Here is a 25,160-nt window from a genome sequence, read left to right as displayed (position 1 = left end):
TGAACTCTCGGGAGAACGCTAGAACACAACATTTTGGGCATGCACTGCTTCACTCTATAACTTGACTGAACTGTACGATACTGTACGGTTTTGGCTACCCGCAGGCCGCGCACCCCATGGAAAAAACTCGACCGCCGCGGGATTGTAAAATCCGGAAACGTCAAACTGTCATAAATGCTATGCACAGTGATCAGGTCTGGGTTTCGTCCAGAAGTTTCGCCAACTGCACCAACGTCGGGTAATCGAAAAGATCCGTGACTTCGATCCGTTGGGGGAATTCGCGCTCGATCGCTTCATGGATACGCGCCAGGGTGAGCGATTTGAGGTTGATTTCGAGCAAGTTGGTTTGGACCGTGATCTGCTGGTCTGGAATCAACGGCTCGCAGATCTCCTTGAGGCGCAGGGCCGTGGATTTCGGCTTCGCCTCGGCAGGTTCGATCGCAGCGTTCGCTGACATAAACCCTGCCAATTCCGCGAGTATTGTAGCGAATTCGCCTTGTTCGAAGGCGGCGGCCAGGGCATAGCGTTGCAGCTTGCCACTTGTGGTCTTCGGAATGGCGCTCACGGGCACGACGTTGTTCAGCGCCAGGTCGGTCTTCTGGCCGATGATGCGCCGCAATGCCTGCGCCTTCGGCACGAAGTCCGCCAGATTCCCGCGGTGGATCACGAAGAGGGCCACCGACTCGGTGCCTTCGATCGCATCGCGCACACCGACCGCCGCCACGCGGTTGGCCTCGATGCCAGGCACCTGTTGGGCGATTTCCTCGAGGTCGGTCGGGTAGTAGTTCTGGCCGTTGACGATGATCAGGTCCTTGGCCCGACCGGTGATCACGAGTTGGCCGTCGAGGATCAAACCCAGATCGCCGGTGTCCAGCCATCCTGGGTTCGCGCCCGAATCGGCGCTGGTGCGTCCGCCGGGAAAGTAGCCGTGGGATACGTTGTCGCCGCGGATCCGCACATGGCCGACCGTCTGCTCGGGCAGCCCGTCGCCGGTGTCGCCCACGATGCCGAGCTCGCATCCGGGCACGGCGCGGCCGAGCTTGACGAATTCGAGGGCATGCGCCGACCCGGGTGCCGCAGCCCGCACCGGCGCGCCGACGCGAAGGGTTGTCCGGTCGAGTTCGATCGTCTCGAGCGGCGTCGAGGGGGGCGGAAAGCTGACCGCCAGGCTGGCTTCGGCCAACCCGTACACAGGAAACATGGCGTTCGGCCTGAGTCCGTGGGGCGCCATGGCCTGGGTGAAGCGCCGGCACAACTCGGCGGAGATCGGCTCGGCGCCATTGAAGATCAAGCGCACGGCAGACAGGTCCAAGCCCTGTGGCGGCTTGAGCGCGAACTGCCGCAGGTAATGCTGGTAGCCGAAGTTGGGCGAGCAGAGCACCGTGGCGCGGCGCTGGCTGGCCTGCTCGAGCCAGAGCAGGGGGCGGCGCGCGAACAGGTCGGTGCGCATGATCGCGTGGCTGGCGCCGCAGGCCAGCATGTTCAGGTGGAAGCCGATCAGGCCCATGTCGTGGGACAGCGGCATCCAGCTGAGCGCCACGTCGCGGTCTGAGAAGGCCGCGGCTTCGATGATCGCGGCGATGTTGGCGCACAGGTTGCGGTGCGTCAGCAGCACGCCCTTGGGTTCGCCGGTGGAGCCGGAGGAATACTGGATGAACGCCAGGTCGTCCGGTCGCGGCGACACGGGCTGCCCCGGGTCGCCGCCGATGTCCAGGCTGCCGGGCACCAGCGCACGGGCGCGAAGCGCTGCAGCCTGGTCGGCCATGCCTTGCGCCGCTGCGAAGCCGTCGAGCCGTTCCAGCGAGGTGCCGTCGATGTAGACCGAGGCCTTCGGGCCGAGCTGCGCGAACACACGCAGCAGCTTCTGGCGGTGCGCATCGGTGGCGCCGGGTGCGATGGGCACCGGGACGATGCCGCCCAGCACGCAGGCCCAGAACATTTCCAGGAAGCGCTCGTTGTCTGCCAGGCACAGGACCACCGTGTCGCCGGTCGCGATCGACTGGCGCTGGAGCGCGCCGAGCACGGCGAGCGCGCGCTGGCGCAGCCGCTGGAAGCTCAGCACGCGCTGCTCCTTGTCGCCTTCGATGAGCGTGATCTGGCGGTCGTCGCGCGTGGTGGCGGGCAGGATGGCGTGGAGGGTATCGAATCGCATGAAGGAGGTGCCGCTCAGCGGCGCGACACGAGCCGCATCCGCAGGGGATGGCGCGTGCGCAGGTTGATCTGGAACTCGGCTTCGGCCGGCTCGGTGCCGACGGGAACCAAACGGAAGCGCTCCGCCACCATCGTCAGGTGCGTGGCCATCTCCGCCATGGCGAAACCCGCACCCACGCAGAAACGCGGGCCGGCCGAGAAGGGCAGGTAGGCGAAGCGATGCCGGCCCGCGGCCGCATCGGGCATGAAGCGTGCGGGATGAAAGGCCTCGGGGCGCTCCCACTGGGCCGGGTCGCGGTGCAGCAGGTAGGGGCAGATGAAGATGTCGGTGCCAGCCGGCACGTGGTAGCCGCCCAGGGTGTCGTCCTGCACGGCTCGGCGGCTGAAGAGCCACACCGGCGGGTAGAGCCGAAGCGCTTCCTGCAGCACCTGTTCGACGTAGTCTGCCGATGCGAAGGGTGTCGCCAAGGCCTGGTCCGGCGCGGCTTCGGTGGGCGCCGCATTGGCGATGGCGGCGTGGAGCGCCGCCTCGGCTTCGGGGTGCCGGGCCAGCAGGTACCAGGTCCAGTTGAGCGTGCTGGCGGTGGTCTCGTGGCCGGCGACGATCAGCGTCATGACCTCGTCGAGCAAGGCCCGGTCGGGCATCGGCTCGCCGCTGGCCTTGTCGCGGGCCTGCATCAGCATCGAGAGCCAGTCGGACTCGACCCGCGCCTCCAGGCGGCGGGTCTCGATGATGGCGCGCACGAAGCGGGCCAGGCCGCGGAAGCGGGCCGCGAACTGCAGATCGCGACGGCTCTCTTCGGTCAGCAGGTCGAAGGGGCTGCCGCCCTCGGTCTCGACCAGTCGGTCGAAGTCCGCACTGAACAGCGCCCGCAGCACGATCTCGAGCGCGACGCTGCTGAGCTCGTGCGTCAGGTCGATGGGCTCGCCGCTGTCGGCATGCGCGCTCCAGCGCGTCAGCAGGTCAGCGTTGACCTGCCGCACCACCGGTGCGAAGCCGCGCGTGGCCTGGCCCTGGAAGGCGGGCTGGATCATGCGGCGCTGGCGCACCCACAGGTCACCGTCGCTGACGATCAGGCCGTTGCCGAGGAGCACGCGCACACGCTCCAGGCCCGCGCCCTTGACGTAGTTGCCGCGGTTGGTCAGCAGCACGCGGCGGATGTCGTCGGGGTCGTGGATGACGAGGCCGTCGCCCGGGCGCGTCAGCGACGGAACGCGACAGATCGGGCCGTAGCGTGAACGCAATTGCTGCAGCACCGGCAAGGTCTCATCATTGGCGTCGAGGTCGTAGCCCTGGTCGGGGCCCGGCGCCAAATGTCCCTGTGCCATAATCCAAAATTACCCTTGGTGGTGAGCCTTCGATTATGTCATGTGCGCGCCAATGCTGCGCCCATGCCCATCTCCGTCTTGATTGCCCATGACTTCGTGCTTTCCACGGCGCTCGAGGCGGCCTGGATGGACGAATTGCCCCTTGCCCGCCGGACCCAGATCGCGCGCTGGCCCAGCGCCCGCGCGCGGCACCGGTCGCTGATTGCCAGCCGGCTGCTGCGCGAAGGGCTTCGGCAATTCGGTCACCGCGGGGCCGTGCTGTCGTCCCTGCACTACACCGCGCACGGTCGGCCGGCGCTCGATCTGCCGGTCGACTTCAGCATCTCCCACTGCGAAGGGCGCGTCGTCTGCGCCGTGTCGACCGACGGCTCGATCGGCGTGGACGTCGAGGCGATCGGCACGCTGACGGGCGACGACTTCCCGCGCTACCTCAACGACGGCGAGCGTGCCTGGGCCGGTCGTGATCCGCGGCGCTTCTGTGCGGTTTGGACGCGCAAGGAGGCGGTGGCCAAGGCTGCGGGCGCCGACAGCCTGGACAAGCTTCGCGACATCGATACCCGGCCGGCGGGTGAGGACGCTGCATTCGCCGGCCAACTCTGGCAGACTTCGGCGCTCGATATGGGAAGCGCCCACGTGGCGCATCTCGCGTTTCGAAACCGGTGCGCGACACGGGTGTCCAGCGCATGGCTCGAACTCGACCTGTGCATCGATCGGGCCTGATTCCCCGACCCGCATCGCCGACCCACCCCCAACCGTCCTTCCTTTTCTGATTGGTGAACCAACGTGTCCAGACCTGAGCGTGCCCTCATCCTCGGCGCCGGCCAAGGCAGCCGCCTGCTGCCGCTGACCGAACAACTCCCGAAGTGCCTGCTCGACCTGGGCAATGGCCGCAGCATGCTCGAATGGCAACTGCGCGGACTGATGGAGGCGGGCATCGGCGAAGCGGTCGTCGTGACCGGCTTCCGTTCCGACCTGGTCGAGCAGGCGCTGCAACGCATCACACCGGCCGGCATGACGGTGCGCACCCTGTTCAATCCGTTCTACAAGCTGGCCGACAACCTCGCGAGCTGCTGGATGGCCCGGTCCGAACTCCGGGCGCCTTGCCTCATCCTCAACGGCGACACCCTGTTCGAGCCCGAGATCGCGCGCCGTCTGCTCGCGGCACCCGCGGCGCCGATCACGGTCACCATCGACCGCAAACCGGGCTACGACGCCGACGACATGAAGGTCGAGGTGGAGGGAGATCGCCTGCGCGCCATCGGCAAGACCTTGTCGGCCGATCGGGTCAATGGCGAATCGATTGGCTTCCTTCGCTTCGATTCCAACGGCGCCGCGCTGTTCATCGCCGAACTCGAACGCACCATGCGCACTGCCGAAGGCCCGGGCCTGTGGTACCTCTCGGCGATCAACCGCCTGGCCGGTGCGGGTGCGGACATCCGCGTGGCCTCGATCGAAGGACTGCAGTGGGGCGAACTCGACTTCCCCGCCGACCTGGCCTACGTCCGGACGTTGGCCGCCGGCTGGCTCGGTGCCGACGCGACGGCGAAAACCGCCAAGGTCTCAGCGACCGCCTGAGGTGGACGGGCCGTCGGCCGCCACCATCCGGCGCACCAGATCCAGGTCCGCGGGCTTGTCCACGTCGATCGCGGCACGCCCGTCGCGCATCGACACCAACGCGAGCCGCGCGCCACCGGACAGCGCCCCCAACCGTTCGGCCGCCGCTGCCGAGCTGAGCCAGCCCAGCCGATAGCGCAGCGCGAAAAGCCAGCCCAGGCGCTGCATCATGCGCAGCGGCTCCTTGCGAGCGCGCTCCATCTCGCCCCAGAACGCAACGGCGCCCGCTGCCTTCGGCCGCGCCAGCAGGAACAGGTTGCACCCAGAGAAATCGTCGTCCGAGAAGCGCAGCCAGGTGCGCCGCGTGGCCGGCGCGGCCGCTTCGACCGCGTGGCGCGGCGCCAGCGCGGCGGCTACGTCGGCCTCGGGCGGGCAGGCGGCCAGGAATTCGTCGATCCATGCGGCCTGCAGCAGCGCGTGGTCGGCCGTGGTGACGAGCAGCGGCGTGCCTTCGCGCGCCAGCGCTGCGGCCACGGTCGCGCTCGGGCCTTCCTGCGTGGGCATGGTGGTCCAAGGCTTGCCGCAGACATCAGGCTGGAGACCGGGCAGGTCCTCCAGCAGTCCGGGTCGGTCGATCGCGATCACGATGCGCCCGACGGCCGGCGCAGCCACCAGTGCCGCGACGACGCGCTCGATCATGGTCGTGCCACCGATCTCGATCAGCGCCTTGTGGCTCACGCCGGCGTAGTCGGCCAGCGGGTCGCCGCCGGTCCGTGTGCCGGCCAGCACCAGCGCGGTGAGTGGGGCTGCCATGTCAGGTGGAGAGCGTCTTCTCGTACACGCGGTAGGTCTTGTACGGGGCGGCGCCGAGAGACTCGATGATGTGCCGCATCGGCCGGTTGTCCTCCAGGATCCACGACAGTTCGACCTGCTTCACGCCCTTGGCGCGCAGGCCCTGGCGCATCGTGTCGATGGCCAGGAAGGGCGCGATGGCGCCGGCCAGTTCGCCGCTGATGCTGCGGCTGATGCCCATCAGCGGCACGCGCGCCGTCTTCGTGCCGCGCTTGAGACGCAGCATCAGCTTGGCCCAATTGAAGGGCAGCAGCTTGCCGCCGAAGTCCGCGATCATCTCGTTGAGGTTGGGCAGGGCGATGCCGAAGCCCACGGCCTTGCCGTTGAGTTCGACGATGGCCACGCAGGTCGGGTCGATGAACATCTTCAGGCTCTTGGCCATGTGCGCGATCTCCGCTTCGGTGAACGGGATGAAGCCCCAGTTCTGCGACCAGGCGTCGTTGAAGATCGCGGTGACCGTGTCGAACTCTTCGAGGTAGCGCTTGGTGTCGAGGTTGCGCACCGTCAGCGCCGACGGCTTGCGCGGGCCGATCATGCGGCGCGCGGCGGCGGGCATCTCGTGCTCGATGTCGTAGAGGTAGGCGATCGTGTCCTTCGCCTTCGCGTAGCCCTCGGCCTCGACCCGTGCGCCGACGTAGCGGGCGTCGTGGCCCATCAGCATCATCGGCGGCGTATCGAAGCCATCGATCAGCAGGCCCGTCTCCTCGTTGATCGACAGGTTGAAGGGGCCGAGCACCTTCGTCTTGCCGCGCGCGGCGAGCCACGCTTCGGCGGCCTTGAACAGCGCCGCGAAGACCTCGGCGTCGTCTTCCGCGCAGATCATCCCGAAGTGGCCGACCGAAGGGTCCTTCACGAGCTTGTCGATCTGTGCGCTGATGCGGCCGACGTCGCGCCCGTCCTTGCGGGCGAGCCAGAACTGCGTTTCGGCATGCGCGAAGTAGGGGTTCTTGCGCGGCGACAACGCCTCGCGCCGCTCCATCATCAGCGGCGGCACGAAGTGCGGGTCGCGTGCATGGATGCGCGAAGGCAGCTGGATGAAGCGGTCCAGTTCCGCCGGTGTGCGCACCGGAACGATTTCGAGCGTGGTCATCAGACTTCAGACAGCCGGGCGGGCCTTGTTGCGTGCGAGGAAGCCGAGCCAGAGCGTGCGAACGCCGTGCCAGGCGAACGTCAGCCCTTGCCAGGCGGTGACGAGGTACAAGCCGGCCGGGCCGGCGCCGATCAGCAGCGCGAGCGCCATGATCGTCATGGTGATGTTGCGGCGGGCGATGAAGCTGCGCACCCGGCCGTCCAGCCGGGTCGCCGCGTGCAGCGCGAAGCCCAGGCGCGCCTTGGCGACGCCGAGCACGATGCGGTCGCCCAGGTAGAAGACGATCAGCCAGACGGCCGATGCGTAGAGCGGATCGTCCATCGACCGCCCGCCCAGGCCCCAGGCCCAGGCGAAGTACCAGAAGGGCGGGTGCACGATGTCCAGGCCATGGTCGAGCACGTTGCCGATGGCCGAGTCGGTGAGCGTCACGCGCGCGATCTTGCCGTCGACGCTGTCGAGCACGCTCATGCCGTAGGCGCACAGGAAGCCCAGCAGGAAGTCGCCCCGCGCGAACAGCGGCACGGCCACGACCGTCAGGATGATCGACAGCACCGTCACCGTGTTGGGGTGGATGCCCCAACGGGTGCACAGGCGCACCAGCGGCCACACCAGCGGCGGGTAGACCCAGCGCGTGAGCAGGTCGGTCGAGCCCTTGTAGTTGTCCCAGAACATCTGGCGCTCGAGCCGGCGGCGCGTGGCCTTGTCGTTCACCGCGTAGATCCAGTAGGGCAGAGAGCGCCGCAGCTTGTTGACGTAGGCGGGGAAGTCCTGCTCGTCGTACGGCGCGATACGGCCTGCGGCCAGCAGGGCGTCGGCCACCTCGCGCAGCGTCTGTGCGTCGGCCGGGATGGCGTCGATCAGCGCGGGCTCGAGGCGCAGCACGACGGCGCGTTCGGCGCCCTCGCCGCGGGTGGCGACGCACGGGGACGTGCCGCGCAGCAGCACGTCGATCAGCCGCGGGTCGACCGCATTGCCGCCGTCGATCGCCACCAGCGCGCCGCCGGCCAGCGCCTGGCGCAGGCGCGCGCCCAGCGCTGCGGTGTCGACCTCGGGTCGTGCAGCGGGCCAGGCGGTGCGCCCGGCGTCGACGCCGGACAGGACGACCTGCACCCCGGCATCGAGGTGCTTCACGCTGCGCCGCAGGCGCTCGACCGGCGGGATGCCGTAGAGGGGTTCGGCGCGGGTGGCGCCGGTGGTGTCGATCCAAAGATTCATAGACGCTCGGAGGCTCTCAGTTGCAGGAGGCCGATCGCGGCGAACAGCGCCGGCGCGGCGAGCGCGATGACCAGGGGGGGCCAGCGGGCGGCGAGCCCCAGGGCTGCGACGATCCCGTCGCAGAGAAGAAAGCCCAGGCCCAGGATCAGCGCCATCGCCATTCTCGACCCACCGCCCGTTCCGCGCGGCAGCGACACCGCCGTCGGCAGCGCCAGCAGCAGCATGACGAAGATCGCCAGCGGCGCGGCGTACGAACGGTACAGCACGCTCTGGTAGTAACGGTGGGGCTGGGTCCCGGTGCGCGTGCCGGCGATCACCTCGGCCAGCATGGCGGTCGAGAGGTTCGGCCGCGCGACGTCGAGCCGCAGCACGTCCTCGGGCCGCAGGTTGGTGTCCCAGGCGCGCTCGGCCACCTGGATGCGTTCGACGCGCCGGTCCCCATAGACGAATTCGTTGACGCCCTTGAACCGCCAGACCTGGCCGTCCCATTGCGCCTCGGTGGCGGTGAGTCGGCTCTGGATCAGGCCGCGGTCGTCGCGGACATACAGCCGGACGTCGATCAGCCGCCGGCCATCGGGGCTGGTGCTTTCCATGGACACGGTGCCGCCGGAGGTGTGCGCCCAGCGCTTGGTCGGCGTGTCGTCGGCCGGCGCGCTCGCGCTCCACCATTCCTTCAGGCCGTTCTCGGCCGGCGGCAGGACATGGTCGGACAGCACGAACTGGGCGACGGCCAGCACCGCCGCCAGCGGCAGCAGGTAGCCGAGCAGCCGCATCATGCTCAGGCCCGCCGTGCGCATGGTGGCGATCTCGAGGTTGCGCGCCATGTTGGCCAGCGCCATCAATGTGCCGAGCAGCACCGCGGGCGGCAAGGCCATCACCAGCTCGGCCGGCAGGCGCAGCAGGCCGTAGTAGACGATGCCGATGAAGCCCTGGTCGCGCTTGAGCACGTCGGTGGTCACGTCGAGTAGCTCGAGCACCTGCATCAGCGCGGTGATGACCAGCAGCAGCACGAGGATCTGCGTGCCGACGCGGCGCCGCAGGTACGAAGCCATCGCGCGGTTCATGGCGCGGCCTTCGCCACGTTGCTCAGGCGCCGCGGCTTGAGGCGTTCGATCAGGCGCTCCAGCACGCCGACGGTGCGCGACACCGGGCTGTCGCCGGGCCAGGCGAGGCTGCCGCGGAAGATCCACAGGCTCAGCAGCGCGAAGAGCAGGAAGGGCGTCCACACCGCCAATGCAGCGGGCAGGCGGCCGCTCTCGGCCAGGCTCTTGCCGAACTGGAGCGTGTGGTTGAGCAGCAGCAAGGCCAGCGACGCGAAGACCACGCCCGGCGTGCGGCGACCGCGCTTGGACGCCATGCCCAGCGGCAGCGCCAGCAGCGGCAGCAGCAGGGGCAGCAGCGCACGTGCCAGCCGGCTGTGGAATTCGGCGGCCGAGTCGGGGTCGCAGGTCTTGCACATGGCCAGCCAGAGTTCGGGCAGCGTGCGTTCGGTGGCCGTCTCGCCGCGATCGCGGTAGGGCGCACGCGTCTTCGAAAAATCTTCCACGTAGCCGTCGACGAAGCGGGTGGTGGCGATCGCGCCGTCGGGCGTCTGGCGAACGCGCAGGCCGTCTTCCAGCTTGAGGCGCATCTTGCGTGTGTCGGGGTTGCTTTCGAGCTGGCCGCGCACGGCGGTCGTGATTTCCTCGATGCCGTTCTGGCGCCGTTCCATGAACACGCCGATGAAGCGGCGGCCACCGTCTTCCACCCGGTCGGCGCTGAAGCTGAAGCCGTGGGCGATGTCGATGAAGCGGTTCTCTTCGATTTTCGCGTCCCAGTTGGTCTGCAGCACCGCGTCCATCTTCACGTGGTAGTCGTAGCGCGCCAGCGGCTGCAACCGGCCGAACAGGTAGAGGTTGAACACGCACACGAAGAGCGCGAGGATGAAGTAGGGCGCCGCGATGCGTGCGATAGAGCGGCCGGTGGCGAGCATCGCATCGAGCTCGCTGTCGTCGCCCATGCGCGCCGCGGCCATGAAGATCGCGGCCGTGAACGCCACCGGCAGCGCGAGGCCCAGGTAGTGCGGCACCAGGTCGGCCGCAAGCAACAGCACGCTGGCGATCGATGCACCGTGGACGCCGCGATGTCGAACAACGCAGCAGGCGCTGGAGCATGGTCGCCAGCAGCATGGTGGCCAGCGCCGTGAAGAGCGGCACGGCGAACAGGCGCACCGCGTAGCGGTCGAGCCGATCGAACGAGAGAAAGCGCAAGGGACGATGCCTCAGTCTCTCAGGGAGCGGTGCGCTGCAGGGCCTCGCGCAGGGCGACGCTCAGTTGGGCGGTCATCGCGGCGTCGAGCGCGACGGCCGCGTCCAGCGCCGGCGGGCCGGGCCAGCCGGCGTCGGGAAAGGCCACGCCTTCGAAGGTGCGCGCGCCGTCGTAGCGAGGGATCACGTGGAAGTGCACGTCGGGGTCGACCATCATCAGCATCAAATAGTTGATGCGTTCGTAGCCCACCACGTCGCGCAGCGCGGCCTCGGTGCGCTGCACCATGCCCTGCATTTCCGCGAAGGCCTTCGCGCTCACGTCGGCGAAGGCCTGGACGGGTTCGCGGCACACCAGCACCAGGGCACCCAGCGTGGGCTGCTTGGGGCGCAGCAGCAGCGTCCAGCAGTCCGTCTGCGCGAGGCGTGTGGCAGGATCGCCGAATTTCGTTTCAGTGGCATTGGTCATCGCAGTCGTCCAGGGTCGTGTATCGCTTGAGCTCTCAGCGTCCGACATTCTCGCCTGAGTCGCGGGAGCGGACGCGCGGCAGGCTCAGCGCATAGGCGCCGTCCGGGACGAAGGCCTCGGCCTCGGTCGACCAGCGGCGCACCTCGACCATGGCCCGTGGGCCACCGGCGCCGTCCATCAGCCGCAGCCGATGCCAGAGCGCGCCCTGGTCCTTCGGGTTCGGCACGGCCGACGACGAGGGCACGCAGAGGCACGGGATGGGCAGCGACGGCCCGGCCACCACGTCCATGCGGGCGTCGCGGGCATGGCCATGCAGCACCAGCTCGGCGCCGGCACGCCGCAGCACGGCGCGCAGTGCCGGCGCGTCGGCCAACGCCTTGCGCCAGCCAATGGCGCCTGCGGCCGGCGGGTGATGCAGCATGACGATGCGGGTTCGTCCCGCCGGCCTTCAGCGATCCAGCAGCTGTTCGAGGCGTGCGAGTTGCGCGTCGCCGAGCCGGCCGCGGGCCAGCAGCGGCGCGGTCGGCAGCGCCGAGTTCAGCCCGATCAGCGCCACGCCGTCGCGGTGATGCACGAAGGGCCAGCCGTCTTCGGCGCGGGTCCAGCCCTGCCAGAGCCCGAGGCCCTGCGCATGCGGCACGGGCACCAGCGCATCGTGGTTGCCCGGCACGATGCTGATGCGCTCCGGCGGCGCGAGCGCCGTGAGCCAGCGCGCCGCCTGCTCGAACTCGCCGGGCAGCGAGAAGTTGGTGATGTCGCCGGTGACCAGGATGTGATCGACCGCATGGGCGCGCAGGTCCTGCGCGAGCGCGTCGAGGATGTCGGTGCGGTGCAGCGCGCGCCGCCGCTGCCAGGACCAGGCGCTGAGCTGGCGCTTCGACAGGCGCTGCCGCGGCGAGAGCACCGGCTCGAAGGGGAGGTGCAGGTCCGACACGTGGGCCAAGGTCAATCCGCTCATCGATAATCGCCCGCTGCTTCTTTTCTAGACACTTCGCTTCGATCATGCCAAAACTTCATTCCCCGCGCGCCGGGCTGTCTTCATGAGCGCCAATACGGCGCCCACCCAGCGCGTTGCGGGGATCGTCGTCGGCCAATCGCCCTTGCGTGTCTGGGGCCTTACCTCGGAGGCGCGGTTGCAGCGCCAGTTCGCGCGCGCCGGTGTGGCTGCGACACCGGCCGATGCCGACCGCGTCGTGCTGCTGCGCGCCGACTGGGTGTTCGACGAGGCGCTGGTGCGCGGCCTTGCCGGTGCGACGGACGACGTCGCCCTGCGTGCTGGCGATGGCGATGGCGATGGCGATGGCGATGGCGAGGTGGTCGCGCTGTCCGTCGCGGCCGCGCAGGCCGCCGAAGCCGCCCGGCGGCTGGCCGAGCGGCAAGCGCTGGCCGGTGCACGCACCGTGTCGCCAGCGCAGATCGCCGACGGCTACAACGACAAGCTGCGCAAGCGCGAACCGCCCTACCTGCTGCCGCTGACTGCGGAGAGCATGGACGCCATCGAATGGCGCACCTTCCGCGGCGCCTACAAGGGTGTGACCGACCTGGTCACGCTCTACGCCTGGCCGCGGCCGGCGCGTTATGTCACGCGGCTGTGCGCCGAAGCCGGCATCACGCCGAACCAGGTGACCTCGCTCAGCCTGGTGCTGGTGCTGGCCGCGATGTGGCTGTTCTGGACCGGGCACTACGGCTGGGGACTCGCGGCCGCCTGGGGCATGACCTTCCTCGACACGGTGGACGGCAAGCTGGCGCGCGTCACGCTGAACTCGTCGCGCTTCGGCGACTTCTTCGACCATTCCATCGACCTGGTCCATCCGCCGTTCTGGTGGTGGGCCTGGATCGTCGGGCTGACGGCCGTCGGCCTGCCCCTGACGCATGCGGCGCTGGCGCTCACGGCCATCGTCGCGGGCTACGTGCTGCAGCGGCTGGAAGAAGGCCTGTTCATCGCGTGCTTCGGCATCGAGATGCACGTGTGGGAGCGCTTCGACAGCCGCTTCCGGCTCATCACCGCGCGCCGCAACCCGAACCTGCTGCTGCTGACCGCGTCCCTTCCCTTCGGCCGTCCCGACCTCGGCATCCTCGCCGTGGCGATCTGGACCGTCGCCTGCCTGGCCGTGCATGCCGTGCGGCTGCTGCAGGCCGCCGTGGCGCGCCGCCGCGGCCCGCTGCGCTCCTGGCTTTCGGCCTCGACGTGAGCGAGGACCTGCGCGCGCTGATCGACGACGAGCTGCGGCGCGCCGTGTCGCCCGCCGTCGTCACGCTGGCCGAGCGGCTGGCCGCGCGCGCGCAGGGCGGGGCGGCGGCCGTGCTGTTCTACGGCTCGGCCCTGCGCGATAGCGCGCTCGACGGCGTGCTCGACTTCTACGTGCTGGTCGACCGCGTCGGCGACTGGCCGGGCTCGTGGCTCGCGGCCTGTGCCAACCGCGTGCTGCCGCCGAACGTCGGCTACCTGGAGGAGTCGGTCGATGGCCGCAGCCTGCGCGCCAAGTACGCGGTGATGACGGTCGCGCAGTTCCGGCGGGCGATGTCGGTGCAGCGCATCGACACCACCCTGTGGGCCCGCTTCTCGCAGCCCTGCGCCTGCATTCATGCGCGCAGCGAGGCCGACCGGCTCACGATGCGCGATGCGGTGTGCGACGCGGTGGTGGCCGCCGCGCATTGGGCGGCGATGCTCGGGCCGCTGCGCGCCGAGCCGGTCGCCTTCTGGCGCGCCCTCTATGCGCGCACCTACGCGGCGGAGTTGCGGGTCGAGCGCAGCACGCGCGGCGCAGACCTGCTCGCGCACGACGGGCCGCGCTATGCGCGCCTGCTGCCGCTGGCCTGGGAAGAGGGCGGGCTGGCCTTCACCACGGCGCCGGGCGAAGTGGCACCCGTGCTCGCGCCGGACGAGCGCACCACCGCCGAGCACCGCTGGCGCAGGCGTCGCCGGCTGGGGCCGGTGCTGAACCTGCTGCGGCTGCTGAAGGCGGCGCTGACCTTCGACAACGCCACCGACTATGTCGCGTGGAAGGTCGAGCGCCACAGCGGCTACAGGATCGAACCCACCCCCTTTCAGCGGCGGCATCCACTGCTGGCGGCGCCGGGTATCTACTGGCGGTTGCGCCGGCTCGGCGTGCTGCGCTGATGCGCCGAGAATGGGGGGATCTTTCCCGCCTTCTCGCCCATGCCCTTCTTTCCCCTGACTTTTTCCCGGCATCGCCTCTGGCTATGCACGGCGGTCCTGCTGGCCTCGGTCGCGTCCGCCGCGGAACCACCGGGCACAGCGCCGCCGGCACGCGACGCCGAGGCCAAGGTCTACCCGACCCGCATCGCGCGCTCCTTCACCGTGCTCTACCAGATGCAGCGCGGCGGCATCCGGGGCAGCGGCGAGTTCGTCTGGAAGCGCACGGGCGATGCCTACGAGGCGCACCTCAAGGGCACGGTCGCCGGCCTGGCGCTCATCAACTGGGCCAGCCAGGGCGGCTTCGACGCCGCGGGCGTGGCCCCCGGCAGCTATGTGGAGAAGCGTTTGGGCAAGTCCGTGCGGGAGGCCACCTTCGTGCGCAGCGAATCGAGGATCGATTTCTCGGGCTCGGCCCCCGACATCCCGCTGGTGCCTGGCGCACAGGACCGCGTGAGCTGGCTGGTGCAACTGCAGGCCATCCTGACGGCGGACCCGGCCAATGCGAAGGCTGGCGAGCGGGTCGTTATGCCGGTGGTGGGCGTGCGCGGCCGAGCCGAAACATGGATCTTCGAAGCGGCGGGTGCCGAGACGATCAAGACCCCCGCGGGCGACCTGCGGACCCAGAAGCTGACACGCGTGCTGCGCCAGCCCGACGACACGCGGGCCGAGGTCTGGGTCGAGCCGGCGCGGCAGTTCCTGCCGGTGCGCATCCGCCTCACGCTGCCGCCCTTCGACGCGCCGCTCGACATGACGCTGGCCGACGTCAGCGGGTAAACCGTCTGCTGCAGGGCGACCGCGGTACTGGAGCCCCTGTCGGGGACATCCCGTACCCGCTATGCTTTAGCCCCCTCCCGATCCCTTCCGCAGAGCCGTGACTGCCATTTCCACCCCCCTTGAACGGGCACCCGCCGCCTCAGCGGCTGCACGAAATTTCGCATGGCGGGGGCAGGCGCGCGCGCTGATCGACGACCTGTTCGAGCGCTCGCCCGCCATCTACTGGACCGACTTCCTGCTCAGCACGGGCATCGGCTGGGCGTTGACGGCCGTCTATTTCCTGGCGACGCCCTGGAGCGCCGTGCAGATCGCGGCATTCCTCGTCGCCAGCCTGCTGTTCTTCCGCTCCGGCACCTTCATCCACGAGATCATCCATATGCCGAGCCAGCAGATGGTGTGGTTCAAGCGCACGTGGAACCTGCTGCTGGGCATCCCGTTACTGATGCCGTGGATCATGTACAGCAACCACATCGAGCACCACAACCATCGCCGCTTCGGCACCCCGTCGGACGGCGAATACCTGCCGCTCGGTTCGTCGCCGGTGAAGGAGACCCTCAAGTACCTGGCGCAGGCGCCGCTGCTGCCGCTGTTCATGGCGGTGCGCTTCGGCGTGCTGGGGCCGCTGTCGTGGCTGCACGGCGGGCTGCGCCACTGGGTGCTGACGCGCGCGTCGGCGGCGGTGTCCAACCCGTACTACAGCGAGCGCTTCCCCAAGCGCTTCGAGAAGCACCTGAAGATCGTCGAGGTGCTGTGCTTCGCGTACATCGTGGCGCTCGCCGTGCTGGTCTGGCGCGACGTAATCAGCTTCAAGCACGTGGCCATGGGTTACCTGCTGCTGGCCTTCACGCTCGGGCTGAACTGGGTGCGCAACCTGGCCGCGCACCGCTACGTCAACGACGGCACGCCGATGGATCTCGCCGGGCAGGTGGAGGAATCCATCAACATCACCGGCCAGACCTGGCTGACCATCGCCTTCTTCCCGGTGGGCCTGCGCTACCACGCGCTGCACCATCTCTTCCCGGCGCTGCCGTACCACAACATGGACGAAGCGCATCGCCGCCTGATGCAGAACCTGCCGGCGGATGCGTCCTACCGCACCACCAATCGCGACAGCTTCTTCGCTGCCGTGCGTGAACTGTGGCAATCGGCCCGGCAGACGCCGCACGAGCAGTCGGCGATGCGTGCGTGGCTGCCGCGGTCCGGCCGATCTTGATCGCCAGCGTACCCGGAGGGACGCCTCTCTCCGAAGTGATCGAGTCGCTGGCGAACGCCGCGCTGCCGCCGTGCCTCATCGTCAACCCGCTGAGCTTTCGCGCCTCGCGCGGCCTGGCCGAGCAGGCGCAGGCCGTGGCGAAGGCGCAGGGCGCGGAGGTGGTCGTGGTCGACGGGCCCGCATCGCTCACCGCCGCGGTCGAGGCCATCCTGGCCCGTCGCCAGCGCCACGTGATGGTGCTGGCCGGCGACGGGACCGTGCGCGCGGTCATCGACCAGCTGGCCAGCCTGCCCACGGGGGCCTGGATGCCGGACCTGCTCGTGCTGCCCGGCGGCCGCACCAACCTGACGGCCGCCGACCTGACACCGGGTATCGACGCGATGCGCCTGCTCGAGCGCGGCCTGGCGGCCGTCGCGGACAAGCGCTGGGATGCTGCCGTCGTCGAGCGCGCCACGCTGTGCATCGAGCAGGGGCCGGCACCGGCACGCCGCGGCCTGTGGGTGGGCGCGGCGCTGATCGACGGCGTGATCCGCCGCACGCACGCCCACCGCATCGGTGGTGACGGCGCGCTGCGCACCGGCCACCTGAGCACGCTGTCGTCGCTGCTGCGCCTGGTGGTTCTCGCGTTGCGCGGTCGGTCGGGGCTGTCGTGTCCGACATTGCGCATCGATGCCGGTCCGCTGGGCCGCTTCGAGGGCAAGGTGAACCTGCTGCTGGCGACGACGCTGCAGCACCGCCAGGGTTTGTTCGACCCCTACGCCACGCGCGCCGATGGCGGCATGCGCCTGACGGCCGTGTCGCGCCATGCCAGCCGCTTCTACCGCTCGCTGCCGCGCCTGCTCACGGGGCGTTTCTCGCGCGCGATGGACACCGCCCACGGCTTCCTCAGCGGCGGCTGTGCGCAGGTCGAGATCACGGGCCTCGGCGGCTATTCGCTCGACGGCGAGGCCTACGACACCGACCCGGCGCGCCCGGTCGTGATCCGTCGCGGCCCCTCTCTTCGGTTCTTTGCCGCATGAGCGGTGAGCCCATCGACGCCGTGACCGCCGCCCGCGCCCGCGGCGCGGTGCCCATGATCGCCGCCTTCGTGCGCGCCTATCCCGGTCGCAGCCTGGCCGCGCTCGCCGCGGTCTTCGTCGCGGGGCTGCTCGACGGCCTCGGCATGTCGATGCTGCTGTCGATGCTCACGCTCACGACCGCCGACGATCCGGGCCGCAAGCCCTCCATGCCCGAGCAGGTCGCCACGCGCATCGCCGATGTCCTCGGCCTGCAGCCGACCGCGCCGGTCATGCTCACGCTGGCGATCGCGCTGATCGCGCTGCGTGCCGGACTCACGCTGGTGGCCAACAAGCAGGTCGGCTACACGGTGGCGCACATCGCCACCGACCTGCGCCTGGCGCTGATCCGCGCGGTGATGGGCGCGCGCTGGAGCCATTACCTGCAGCAGTCGGTCGGCCGGCTGTCGAACGCGGTCGCCACCGAGGCGCAGCGTGCCTCCGAAGCCTTCCAGTACAGCGCCGAGATGGCGGCGATGCTGCTCAATTCGCTGATCTACATGGGCATCGCGCTGGCGATCTCGTGGCAGGCGGGCGTGGCCACGGCGATTGCCGGCGGCCTGCTGCTGACGCTGCTGCACACGCTCATCCGCAGCTCGCGCCGCGCGGGTCAGCACCAGACGCAGCTCTTGACCTCGCTGCTGTCGGCCATCGGCGCGCAGCTGGCCGCGGCCAAGCCGCTCAAGGCGATGGCGCGCGAAGACCACGTCGATGCGCTGCTGTCGGACCAGATGAAGCAGTTGCGCCGCGCGCTGCGCCGCCAGGTGGTCAGCCGCGAAGCGCTCAGCGCGCTGCAGGACCCGCTGCTCGCCATCATGGTCGGCACCGGCTTCTTCCTGAGCCTGGTGGTGCTGAAGATGCCGCTGGCGTCGGTGCTGGTCATGCTCTTCCTGCTGGCGCGGGTGGTGAGCTATCTCTCGAAGACGCAGCGCGCGTACCAGCAGATCGTCGTGCGCGAGAGCGCCTATTGGGCCCTCATCGACGGCATCGACGCCGCGCATGCGCAGGCCGAGCCGAAGGGCGGCGACCGCACGGCGACGCTGTCCGACGGCATCGCGTTCGACGGCGTGCGCTTCCGCCACGGCGACGGCCGCCTGGTGCTCGAGGACGCGTCCTTCACCATCCACGCGCGCGAGCTGACCGTTGTCGTCGGCCCCTCGGGCGCCGGCAAGACCACGATGCTCGACCTGGTGGTCGGCCTGCTGCAGCCGGAGGCCGGCAGCGTGCGCGTCGATGGCGTGCCGATGCCCGAGCTGGCCCTGCGCCCCTGGCGCCGGCAGATCGGCTACGTGCCGCAGGACTCGGTGCTGGTCAACGAATCCATCGCCTACAACCTCGCGCTGGGCGAGCAGGACCTGAGTGAGGCCGACCTGCGCGATGCCCTGCGTGCCGCCGATGCGCTCGACTTCGTCGACGCCATGCCCGAGGGCCTGCAGACGCGGGTGGGCGAGGGCGGATCGCGCCTGTCCGGCGGCCAGCGCCAACGCCTGGCCATCGCGCGGGCGTTGGTGCACAAGCCCAGCCTGCTGGTGCTCGACGAAGCCACCAGCAGCCTCGACGCCGAGGCCCAGGCCGTGGTGATCGACACCGTGCGGCGCCTCAAGGGCTACCTGACCATCCTGGCCGTGGCGCATCAGGGCCTGCTGATCGACGCGGCCGACCGGATCTACCGGCTGGCCGATGCAGAGGTGAGTCTGGTGCGCGGTCCGCAGGAGCCAGAGGGGGACGCATGAGCGACGCGCCGGGCCGCCCCAAGAAAGCTCGCACCGCAGTGCGCAGCACGAAGGTACTCCTGTGAGCGACGCGGAACGCCCGGTCGACCTCGGCCGCCGCCTGCGGCGCGCCCGCCGTCGCGCGCTCTTCCTCGGCCTGCGCACGGTGCTGCGCGTGGCTGGCTTCCAGCGCGTGCGCCTGCTCGGCCAACTGACGGGCGCGCTGCAGTACCGGCTGGCCTGGCGCCAGCGCCGGCGCATCGCGCACGACATGGCCGTGGCGCTCGGCCGCCCGCCCGGCGACCCGTCGATCGCGCCGCTGCTGCGCGAGGCCTACCGCGTGAACAACACTGCCGTGCTCGAGATCCTGGCGATGTTCGACCAGCGCCAGGACGAGGACATGCTCATCGCGCGCTGCGAGGTCGACGGCCTCGCGCACCTGCGCACCGCCATGGCCGGCGGGCGCGGCGCGATCCTGCTGGCCACGCACATGGGCAATGCGGCGCTGCTTACCATCAAGCTGGCCCGCGCCGGCTGGGGCGTGAGCGTGGTCTACCGCGAGGCGCGGATGATGTCGGCGGGCCTGCTGCAGAACGGGCTCGAGCAGTACGGCATCGAAGGCATCCTCGCGAACACCGGTCTGCGCGCCTACGCCCAGATGGTCTCGGCGTTGAAGCAGGGCCGCATCGTCTTCGTCATGATGGACCAGGGCGTGCAGCAGGCCGAGACCGGGCTGATGCAGCGCTTCCTGGGCAAGGACGCCGCCATGCCGGCCGGCCCCGCGCAACTCGCCCGCGCGGCGCGTGCGCCGCTGCTGCCGGTGACCACGACGGCGGCCGAGCCGGTCTGGCGCTTCGAGATCCAGCCGCCGGTGCTGTTGGGTCAGGGGTCACTGGCGTCGGATGTCGAGCGCCTGGTTCAGCTCACCGAACAGCAGGTGCGCCAGCATCCGCAGCTGTGGAGCTGGCATCACCGCCGCTGGCGCAAGCTGCCGCTGGCCACCACGCCGCCGCCCGTCGCGTCTTCCTGACGCGGCCTTCTGACGAAGCCCCATCGGACTTGCTTTCGGTGAGTTCGACTTGCTGCTGTCATCTAAAATTCAATCATTCGACTATGATTGAATAATGGAAACAAATGAGGCTGTCCGTGCGCTGGCCGCGCTTGCCCAACCCCTGCGGCTGCAGGTCTTCCGGAGTCTGGTGATCGCCGGCACCGACGGCATGACGCCCGGGGCGCTGGTCGAAGCCCTCGGTGTCCCCAACACCAGCCTCTCGTTCCACCTCAAGGAGCTGACGCATGCCGGCCTCGTCACGCAGGAGCGCCAGAGCCGCAATCTCATCTACCGCGCTGCCTTCGACCAGATGAAGGCGCTGCTCGGCTACCTCACGGACAACTGCTGCCAGGGCGAGGCTTGCATGGCCTCGGACGGCTCCCTTCGTTGTTGATCTCCACCAACCCACCGACCATCATGACCGACACCCTCCACAACGTGCTGTTCATCTGCACCGGCAACTCCGCGCGTTCCATCCTGGCCGAAGGCCTGCTCAACCAGTTGGGCGGCCGCCGGTTCAAGGCCTTTTCCGCCGGTAGCCATCCCAAGGGCGCCGTGAACCCGCTGGCACTCGAAACGCTGCGCACGCTCCACATCGAAGACCGCGGCTACAGCAGCAAGAGCTGGGACGAGTTCGCCAAGGAGGGCGTTGCGCCGATGGACTTCGTGATCACCGTCTGCGACCAGGCCGCGGGCGAGATGTGCCCGGTGTGGCCCGGCCAGCCGATCACCGCGCACTGGGGCCTGCCAGACCCCGCCGCAGTGGAAGGCACCGAGGAAGAGAAAAGGCGGGCCTTCATGGACACGGCGGTGACGCTCAAGCGCCGCATCGAGTTCATGCTGTCGCTGCCGATGGACAAGCTGGAGCGCATGGCCATCCAGCATGAAGTGCGCGAGATCGGGACCCGCCGGTGAAGATGATCGTCCTGATCCTCCGCACCCACAAGAAACGCGCCGTGTGCGAGCAGCCCCCATGCTGACGGCCATCCTCATTTTCATCTTCACGCTCGTCCTGGTCATCTGGCAGCCCAGAGGCCTGGGCATCGGCTGGAGCGCGTCGCTGGGCGCCGTGATCGCGCTGATCTTCGGCGTCGTGCAGCTGGGCGACATCCCGGTGGTCTGGGGTGTTGGCGCCGGCCGAAATTTGACCCACTTGTGAGGGTTGTGCCGGTTCAAATTTGACCCGGGTGTTCAGCCTACCCTGCTGCTTTTTTAAGCGGTGGGGGAATGAGGATTGATCACCATGGCCATGATTGGCAAGGTCCTGCGGATGCACCACCGCGAGAACAAATCGGTGCGAGAGATCGCGAGGGCGACGAGCCTGTCGCGCAACACGGTGAGGAAGTACCTGCGCGTGCCGGTGGCGCAGCCACCGAAGTACGTGCGCCGAGCGGCCTCGACGAAGCTGACGCCGTTCGTCGAGATGGTGAAGATGGCGTTGTTGGCCGACGCGCGTCGCCCGAGGAAGGAGCGGCGAACCGCGCGAGCGCTGCTGCAGCAGATTGCGGCGGCCGGCTATGAAGGCGGCTACACCCAGCTGACCGACTTCATCCGCGCTTGGAGAGCGCAGCAAGGAGGTGTCGCAGTCGGCAAGGCATTCGTGCCGCTCGCCTTCGAGCTGGGCGAGGCGTTCCAGTTCGATTGGAGCGATGAGGCGCTGGTGATCGGCGGGATCTACCGCAAGCTGCAGGTTGCGCACATGAAACTGTGCGCGAGCCGCGCGTTCTTCCTTGTGGCGTATCCGGGCCAGGGGCACGAGATGCTGTTCGATGCCCACACCCGGTCCTTCGCGGCGCTGGGCGGGGTGGCGCGTCGCGGGATCTACGACAACATGCGCACGGCCGTGGACAAGGTCCACAAGGGCAAGGGCCGCACCGTCAACGCCCGCTTCTCGGTGATGTGCGCGCACTATCTGTACGACCCCGACTTCTGCAACGTCGCCTCGGGCTGGGAGAAGGGGGTGGTGGAGAAGAACGTGCAGGACAGCCGCCGGCGCATCTGGATCGACGCGCGTGAGCGGCGCTTCGCCAGCTTCGACGAGCTCAACGCCTGGCTGGGCGAGCGCTGCCGGGCGCTGTGGGAGGAGATCAGGCATCCCGAACACAAGCAGTTCAGCGTGGCTGAGGTGCTCGAGCACGAACGGGTGCAGTTGATGCCGATGCCCGCCGCCTTCGACGGCTACGTCGAGGAGGTGGCACGGGTGAGCAGCACCTGCCTGGTGTCGGTGGCGCGCAATCGCTACTCGGTGCCATGCGAGCTGGCCGGGCAGATGGTCAGTTCGCACCTGTATCCGACGCGCGTAACGGTGGTGGCCGGCGACGTGGTCGTGGCCGAGCACGAGCGGCTCACGGACAAGGGCAAGACGCTCTACGACTGGCAGCACTACATTCCGTTGGTGCAGAGGAAGCCGGGGGCGTTGCGCAATGGAGCGCCGTTCACGGATCTGCCGGAATCATTGCAGCGGCTGCGCCGGGGGCTGTTGCGCGAGAGCGGCGGCGACCGCCTGATGGCGCGGGTTCTAGCCCTGGTGCCGACGGCGGGACTGGAGGCGGTGCTGGTGGCCGTGGAGTTGGCGTTGGACGGCGCGCCGCCGTCGGGGCGCGTGAGCGTCGAGCACGTCATCAACGTGCTGGCGCGTCTGAACGCTGCGCCGAGGCCGGCCAACGTGCAAACTTCGCTGCAGGTGCTGACGCCGCCGATCGCCGATACGGCTCGCTACGACCGGCTGCGCGACATCCAGGAGACCGGCCATGCGTGACGTCATTGCCGAACTCAAGGCGCTTCGCCTGCACGGGATGGCCGGGACCTGGGCCGATCTGATCGAGCAGAACAATGCCGAGCTGGAGCGATCGCGCTGGCTGGTCGAGCAGATGCTGCGCGCCGAGACGACAGAGCGCGCCACGCGATCGGTGAGCCACCAGTTGAACGCGGCCAAGTTCCCGGTGCATCGGGATCTTGCGGGGTTCGACTTCGAGGTCTCCCCGGTGGACCGCAAGCTGGTGGCGCAATTGGCCGAGATGGCCTTCACTGACGAGGCGCACAACGTCGTGTTGGTGGGCGGACCCGGCACCGGAAAAAGCCATCTTGCGACGGCCATCGGCGTGGCAGGCATCGTGCAGCATGGCAAGCGCGTGCGCTTCTACTCGACGGTGGACCTGGTCAACGCGCTGGAGCAGGAGAAGGCCCAAGGCAAGGCGGGTCGCATTGCGGCGAGCATGCTGCGCCTGGATGCGGTCGTCCTGGACGAGATGGGGTACCTGCCCTTCAGCCAGGCCGGAGGGGCGCTGCTGTTCCATCTGCTGTCGAAGCTCTACGAGCACACCAGCGTGGTGGTGACGACCAACCTGGACTTCGCCGAGTGGTCCAGCGTGTTCGTAGATCCGAAGATGACCACCGCGCTGTTGGACCGGCTCACGCATCACTGCCACATCGTGGAGACGGGCAACGACAGCTACCGCATCACGCACGCCACGGCCAACTCGAAGAAACGCATCAGGGCTCGCGAGCAGGAGCTCAAGGAGGCCAAGGCGCCACCCAACGACCTCACCTGATCAACCGCACGCAGGGACAAGGCGCTGCGGGCTTCGCCCTTCGCGCCCTATGGGACCGAACATCAACAAGCAAGTGAAAAGGAGGAAAGCGCTACAGTTGTCCACAGCCAGCATCAACGATGCCGGCCTCCGTCCCCGGGTCAAAGTTCAACCGGCAGGGTGGGGGTGCGGATAAAAACTTGGACTGGTTTTATGCCGCAAGTCCAAGGCTCACCCGGTATTCGATGGGGCTGAGAGAGCCAAGGGAGATCTTGATCCGCTTCTCGTTGTACCAGCGGATGTACGAGTCGACCACTTCAATGAACTGCTCGATGGTCGTGCCCTTCCAGTCCCGAGGATAGAACAGTTCGTTCTTGAGGCGACCGAAGAAGCCTTCGCAAGCCGCATTGTCCGGAGAACAGGCCTTGCGGGACATCGAGCGGATGAGGTTGGCATCGCTCATTCTCGATAGCCAGCCTGGCCAGCGATAGTGGCCGCCGCGGTCGGAGTGGACCACAGGCCGGTCAGCGGTGTCCGTCACCGTCTCGATGGCTGCATCCAGCATGGTATTGACCAGCTCAGCGTCGGGGCTCGTGCCAATGGTCCAGCTCACCACCATGCCGTCGAAGCAATCGATGATCGGCGACAGGTAAACCTTGCCGGCGGGGATCTGGAACTCTGTGATGTCCGTGAGCCACTTCTCATTGGGTGCCGCAGCCTGGAAGTCGCGGTTGATGATGTTCTCTGGTGCTGGACTGATCTCCCCCAGGTACGAGGCGTATCTGCGCTTCTTGTGCATTGGAACAACCAGGCGCTCCTGCTTCATCAGCCGCTGCACCACCTTCTCCGAGATGTTGACCTGCTGCCTGGTCAGCGAGGCCTGTAGCCTGCGGTAGCCGTAGCAACGGTGGTTCGACTCGAAGATCTCGGTGATGGACTGACGCACTTGGAGGTACTTGTCACCCACCGCTGCGCGGGCCCGATGGTAGAAGTACGAGCTACGTGCAAGACCCAACTGTCCAAGGAGCTCTGGCAAGTCATAGTGCTCCTTGAGGGCGTCAATCAGCAGTGTCTTCTCCCGGTTGGACAGGAGCTGCAGATCGACGCCCAGGCCTTTTTTTAACAGTTCATTGGCCTTGTTCAAGAGGTCCTGCTCAAGGCGCAGTTGCCTGACTTCGCGGCGCAACGCATCAACCTCGCGCTCGAGCTCGTCGCGCTCTTGAGCCCGTGGGGACTGATTGGTGTGTTTCATGGATGCGGGTGCCTCACGTCCCAGAAGCTGGTTCTTCCAGTTGTACAACGTCGGCCTGCTCACACCAAGCTTCTGAGCAACCACCTGCGCACTTCCCTCACGAGTGCACAGTTCGAGGACCGCCAGCTTCTTCAGTTGCGGCGGCCGAGGTGCACTGACGGCCCTGCCGACAACGCGCTGCCGGGAGTTGGGGTCCAGTTCATCAATCCAGGCACGCAGCAAATCGCGGCACGGATAGCCCAACGCCTTGACCGTGGAGGCGATGCAGCGCCCGTGCTCGGCGTAGTGTTTGACAGCCTGCTCCTTCTGAATTTGAGAATACTTCGGCTTTGAGCGCACGTAGCCGGACGACAGGTCCAGGCGCCGCTCGTACTCCTCATGCCAGCTCTTCAAAGAGTTCTTCGTCGGGTAGCCCAACTGGCGGATAGTCGCCCCGGTGCGCTTGCCCAGCTTGATGTAGAGCGTGACCGCTCGGATGCGGTCTTCATATGAATACATGAACTACTTTCA

At 68.4% G+C, this 25,160-nt stretch carries 24 protein-coding genes and 1 pseudogene; 14 read left to right on the top strand and 11 right to left on the bottom strand.

The features are described from left to right. Positions 1-190: 190 nt before the first annotated feature. Both HND92_RS13435 and HND92_RS13430 read right to left on the bottom strand, forming a co-directional pair. Positions 191-2,152: a non-ribosomal peptide synthetase gene (locus tag HND92_RS13435; protein WP_172207662.1), complete on the bottom strand. Its 1,962-nt coding sequence runs from the start codon at positions 2,150-2,152 to the stop codon at positions 191-193. 14 nt (positions 2,153-2,166) lie between these two features. After that, positions 2,167-3,480, bottom strand: coding sequence for a cytochrome P450 (locus HND92_RS13430; RefSeq protein ID WP_087743492.1), 1,314 nt, complete (start codon positions 3,478-3,480; stop codon positions 2,167-2,169). 63 nt (positions 3,481-3,543) lie between these two features. Between HND92_RS13430 and HND92_RS13425 the strand changes: the two genes are divergently transcribed. Together HND92_RS13425 and HND92_RS13420 are read left to right on the top strand one after the other, a co-directional pair. Then, the gene (locus HND92_RS13425) at positions 3,544-4,200 is read left to right on the top strand and encodes a 4'-phosphopantetheinyl transferase superfamily protein (RefSeq protein ID WP_172207659.1); all 657 of its coding nucleotides are present in this window, start codon (positions 3,544-3,546) and stop codon (positions 4,198-4,200) included. A 63-nt stretch (positions 4,201-4,263) separates the two neighbouring features. Continuing rightward, positions 4,264-5,055, top strand: coding sequence for a sugar phosphate nucleotidyltransferase (locus HND92_RS13420; RefSeq protein WP_172207647.1), 792 nt, complete (start codon positions 4,264-4,266; stop codon positions 5,053-5,055). Here HND92_RS13420 and HND92_RS13415 read toward each other — a convergent pair. From HND92_RS13415 to HND92_RS13380, 8 genes are all read right to left on the bottom strand, one after another. Further along, entirely contained in the window at positions 5,041-5,847 is an 807-nt protein-coding gene (locus HND92_RS13415) for a nucleotidyltransferase family protein (RefSeq protein ID WP_011806203.1), read from the bottom strand. The genes HND92_RS13420 and HND92_RS13415 overlap by 15 nt on opposite strands. A 1-nt stretch (position 5,848) precedes the next feature. Beyond that, positions 5,849-6,976, bottom strand: coding sequence for a hypothetical protein (locus HND92_RS13410; protein ID WP_011806202.1), 1,128 nt, complete (start codon positions 6,974-6,976; stop codon positions 5,849-5,851). Between the two features lie 6 nt (positions 6,977-6,982). Continuing rightward, positions 6,983-8,191 (bottom strand): CDP-alcohol phosphatidyltransferase family protein, encoded by a 1,209-nt coding sequence (locus tag HND92_RS13405; protein ID WP_011806201.1) that lies wholly within the window; start codon positions 8,189-8,191, stop codon positions 6,983-6,985. Further along, positions 8,188-9,255: an LptF/LptG family permease gene (locus HND92_RS13400; protein ID WP_011806200.1), complete on the bottom strand. Its 1,068-nt coding sequence runs from the start codon at positions 9,253-9,255 to the stop codon at positions 8,188-8,190. Before HND92_RS13400 ends, HND92_RS13405 begins: the two co-directional genes overlap by 4 nt. Then, positions 9,252-10,292, bottom strand: coding sequence for an LptF/LptG family permease (locus HND92_RS13395; RefSeq protein ID WP_256376610.1), 1,041 nt, complete (start codon positions 10,290-10,292; stop codon positions 9,252-9,254). Before HND92_RS13395 ends, HND92_RS13400 begins: the two co-directional genes overlap by 4 nt. A 167-nt stretch (positions 10,293-10,459) precedes the next feature. Further along, a complete protein-coding gene (locus HND92_RS13390) occupies positions 10,460-10,903 on the bottom strand; it encodes an HIT family protein (protein ID WP_172207642.1) in 444 nt (147 codons plus the stop codon). A 34-nt stretch (positions 10,904-10,937) separates the two neighbouring features. Further along, on the bottom strand, positions 10,938-11,324 hold the full coding sequence (locus HND92_RS13385; protein ID WP_172207639.1) for a metallophosphoesterase: 387 nt from the start codon (positions 11,322-11,324) through the stop codon (positions 10,938-10,940). A 27-nt stretch (positions 11,325-11,351) separates the two neighbouring features. Further along, positions 11,352-11,861, bottom strand: a complete 510-nt coding sequence (locus tag HND92_RS13380; RefSeq protein ID WP_172207636.1) for a metallophosphoesterase — start codon at positions 11,859-11,861, stop codon at positions 11,352-11,354. 82 nt (positions 11,862-11,943) lie between these two features. On the opposite strand from HND92_RS13380, the gene HND92_RS13375 reads away from it, so the two are divergent. The 12 genes and pseudogenes from HND92_RS13375 (at position 11,944) to istB (ending at position 23,419) form a co-directional block, all read left to right on the top strand. Then, positions 11,944-13,095, top strand: a complete 1,152-nt coding sequence (locus HND92_RS13375) for a CDP-alcohol phosphatidyltransferase family protein (RefSeq protein ID WP_172207633.1) — start codon at positions 11,944-11,946, stop codon at positions 13,093-13,095. Beyond that, positions 13,092-14,024, top strand: coding sequence for a hypothetical protein (locus tag HND92_RS13370; RefSeq protein ID WP_011806195.1), 933 nt, complete (start codon positions 13,092-13,094; stop codon positions 14,022-14,024). Before HND92_RS13375 ends, HND92_RS13370 begins: the two co-directional genes overlap by 4 nt. Before the next feature lie 39 nt (positions 14,025-14,063). Continuing rightward, on the top strand, positions 14,064-14,837 hold the full coding sequence (locus HND92_RS13365) for a DUF3108 domain-containing protein (protein WP_172207630.1): 774 nt from the start codon (positions 14,064-14,066) through the stop codon (positions 14,835-14,837). Between the two features lie 97 nt (positions 14,838-14,934). Then, positions 14,935-16,050: a fatty acid desaturase gene (locus HND92_RS13360; protein WP_011806193.1), complete on the top strand. Its 1,116-nt coding sequence runs from the start codon at positions 14,935-14,937 to the stop codon at positions 16,048-16,050. After that, positions 16,023-17,069, top strand: coding sequence for a diacylglycerol kinase family protein (locus tag HND92_RS13355; protein WP_172207626.1), 1,047 nt, complete (start codon positions 16,023-16,025; stop codon positions 17,067-17,069). The genes HND92_RS13360 and HND92_RS13355 overlap by 28 nt, the downstream gene beginning before the upstream one ends. Further along, complete coding sequence (locus tag HND92_RS13350) at positions 17,066-18,838, top strand: ABC transporter ATP-binding protein (RefSeq protein WP_083766767.1); 1,773 nt, start codon at positions 17,066-17,068, stop codon at positions 18,836-18,838. The genes HND92_RS13355 and HND92_RS13350 overlap by 4 nt, the downstream gene beginning before the upstream one ends. A 61-nt stretch (positions 18,839-18,899) precedes the next feature. Beyond that, positions 18,900-19,847, top strand: a complete 948-nt coding sequence (locus HND92_RS13345) for a lysophospholipid acyltransferase family protein (RefSeq protein WP_011806190.1) — start codon at positions 18,900-18,902, stop codon at positions 19,845-19,847. 94 nt (positions 19,848-19,941) lie between these two features. Continuing rightward, positions 19,942-20,262: a helix-turn-helix transcriptional regulator gene (locus tag HND92_RS13340; protein WP_011806189.1), complete on the top strand. Its 321-nt coding sequence runs from the start codon at positions 19,942-19,944 to the stop codon at positions 20,260-20,262. A gap of 20 nt (positions 20,263-20,282) precedes the next feature. After that, positions 20,283-20,783, top strand: coding sequence for an arsenate reductase ArsC (locus HND92_RS13335; RefSeq protein WP_041836362.1), 501 nt, complete (start codon positions 20,283-20,285; stop codon positions 20,781-20,783). Between the two features lie 58 nt (positions 20,784-20,841). Continuing rightward, a pseudogene (locus HND92_RS13330) lies at positions 20,842-20,997 on the top strand (ArsB/NhaD family transporter); the annotation flags it as partial. Between the two features lie 114 nt (positions 20,998-21,111). Further along, entirely contained in the window at positions 21,112-22,626 is a 1,515-nt protein-coding gene (gene istA / locus HND92_RS13325; RefSeq protein ID WP_087748140.1) for an IS21 family transposase, read from the top strand. Continuing rightward, entirely contained in the window at positions 22,619-23,419 is an 801-nt protein-coding gene (gene istB / locus HND92_RS13320; protein WP_011806186.1) for an IS21-like element helper ATPase IstB, read from the top strand. The genes istA and istB overlap by 8 nt, the downstream gene beginning before the upstream one ends. 190 nt (positions 23,420-23,609) lie before the next feature. Here the strand turns inward: istB and HND92_RS13315 are convergent, their stop codons facing one another. After that, the gene (locus tag HND92_RS13315; RefSeq protein ID WP_011806185.1) at positions 23,610-25,148 is read right to left on the bottom strand and encodes an IS3 family transposase; all 1,539 of its coding nucleotides are present in this window, start codon (positions 25,146-25,148) and stop codon (positions 23,610-23,612) included. Positions 25,149-25,160: the final 12 nt, after the last annotated feature.

The organism is Diaphorobacter sp. JS3050, from assembly GCF_013154915.1.
GTDB lineage: Bacteria > Pseudomonadota > Gammaproteobacteria > Burkholderiales > Burkholderiaceae_C > Diaphorobacter > Diaphorobacter nitroreducens.
This window is presented reverse-complemented; position numbering and strand designations above follow the sequence as displayed.

Excerpts from the sequence above, each read along its gene's own strand:
- HND92_RS13340 (WP_011806189.1), top strand. The coding sequence starts at position 19,942 with ATGGAAACAAATGAGGCTGTCCGTGCGCTGGCCGCGCTTGCCCAACCC.
- HND92_RS13400 (WP_011806200.1), bottom strand. The coding sequence starts at position 9,255 with ATGAACCGCGCGATGGCTTCGTACCTGCGGCGCCGCGTCGGCACGCAG.
- HND92_RS13415 (WP_011806203.1), bottom strand. The coding sequence starts at position 5,847 with ATGGCAGCCCCACTCACCGCGCTGGTGCTGGCCGGCACACGGACCGGC.
- HND92_RS13390 (WP_172207642.1), bottom strand. The coding sequence starts at position 10,903 with ATGACCAATGCCACTGAAACGAAATTCGGCGATCCTGCCACACGCCTC.
- HND92_RS13375 (WP_172207633.1), top strand. The coding sequence starts at position 11,944 with ATGAGCGCCAATACGGCGCCCACCCAGCGCGTTGCGGGGATCGTCGTC.
- HND92_RS13430 (WP_087743492.1), bottom strand. The coding sequence starts at position 3,480 with ATGGCACAGGGACATTTGGCGCCGGGCCCCGACCAGGGCTACGACCTC.
- HND92_RS13385 (WP_172207639.1), bottom strand. The coding sequence starts at position 11,324 with ATGCTGCATCACCCGCCGGCCGCAGGCGCCATTGGCTGGCGCAAGGCG.
- istA (WP_087748140.1), top strand. The coding sequence starts at position 21,112 with ATGGCCATGATTGGCAAGGTCCTGCGGATGCACCACCGCGAGAACAAA.
- HND92_RS13435 (WP_172207662.1), bottom strand. The coding sequence starts at position 2,152 with ATGCGATTCGATACCCTCCACGCCATCCTGCCCGCCACCACGCGCGAC.
- istB (WP_011806186.1), top strand. The coding sequence starts at position 22,619 with ATGCGTGACGTCATTGCCGAACTCAAGGCGCTTCGCCTGCACGGGATG.
- HND92_RS13410 (WP_011806202.1), bottom strand. The coding sequence starts at position 6,976 with ATGACCACGCTCGAAATCGTTCCGGTGCGCACACCGGCGGAACTGGAC.
- HND92_RS13350 (WP_083766767.1), top strand. The coding sequence starts at position 17,066 with ATGAGCGGTGAGCCCATCGACGCCGTGACCGCCGCCCGCGCCCGCGGC.
- HND92_RS13380 (WP_172207636.1), bottom strand. The coding sequence starts at position 11,861 with ATGAGCGGATTGACCTTGGCCCACGTGTCGGACCTGCACCTCCCCTTC.
- HND92_RS13365 (WP_172207630.1), top strand. The coding sequence starts at position 14,064 with ATGCCCTTCTTTCCCCTGACTTTTTCCCGGCATCGCCTCTGGCTATGC.
- HND92_RS13405 (WP_011806201.1), bottom strand. The coding sequence starts at position 8,191 with ATGAATCTTTGGATCGACACCACCGGCGCCACCCGCGCCGAACCCCTC.
- HND92_RS13315 (WP_011806185.1), bottom strand. The coding sequence starts at position 25,148 with ATGTATTCATATGAAGACCGCATCCGAGCGGTCACGCTCTACATCAAG.
- HND92_RS13425 (WP_172207659.1), top strand. The coding sequence starts at position 3,544 with ATGCCCATCTCCGTCTTGATTGCCCATGACTTCGTGCTTTCCACGGCG.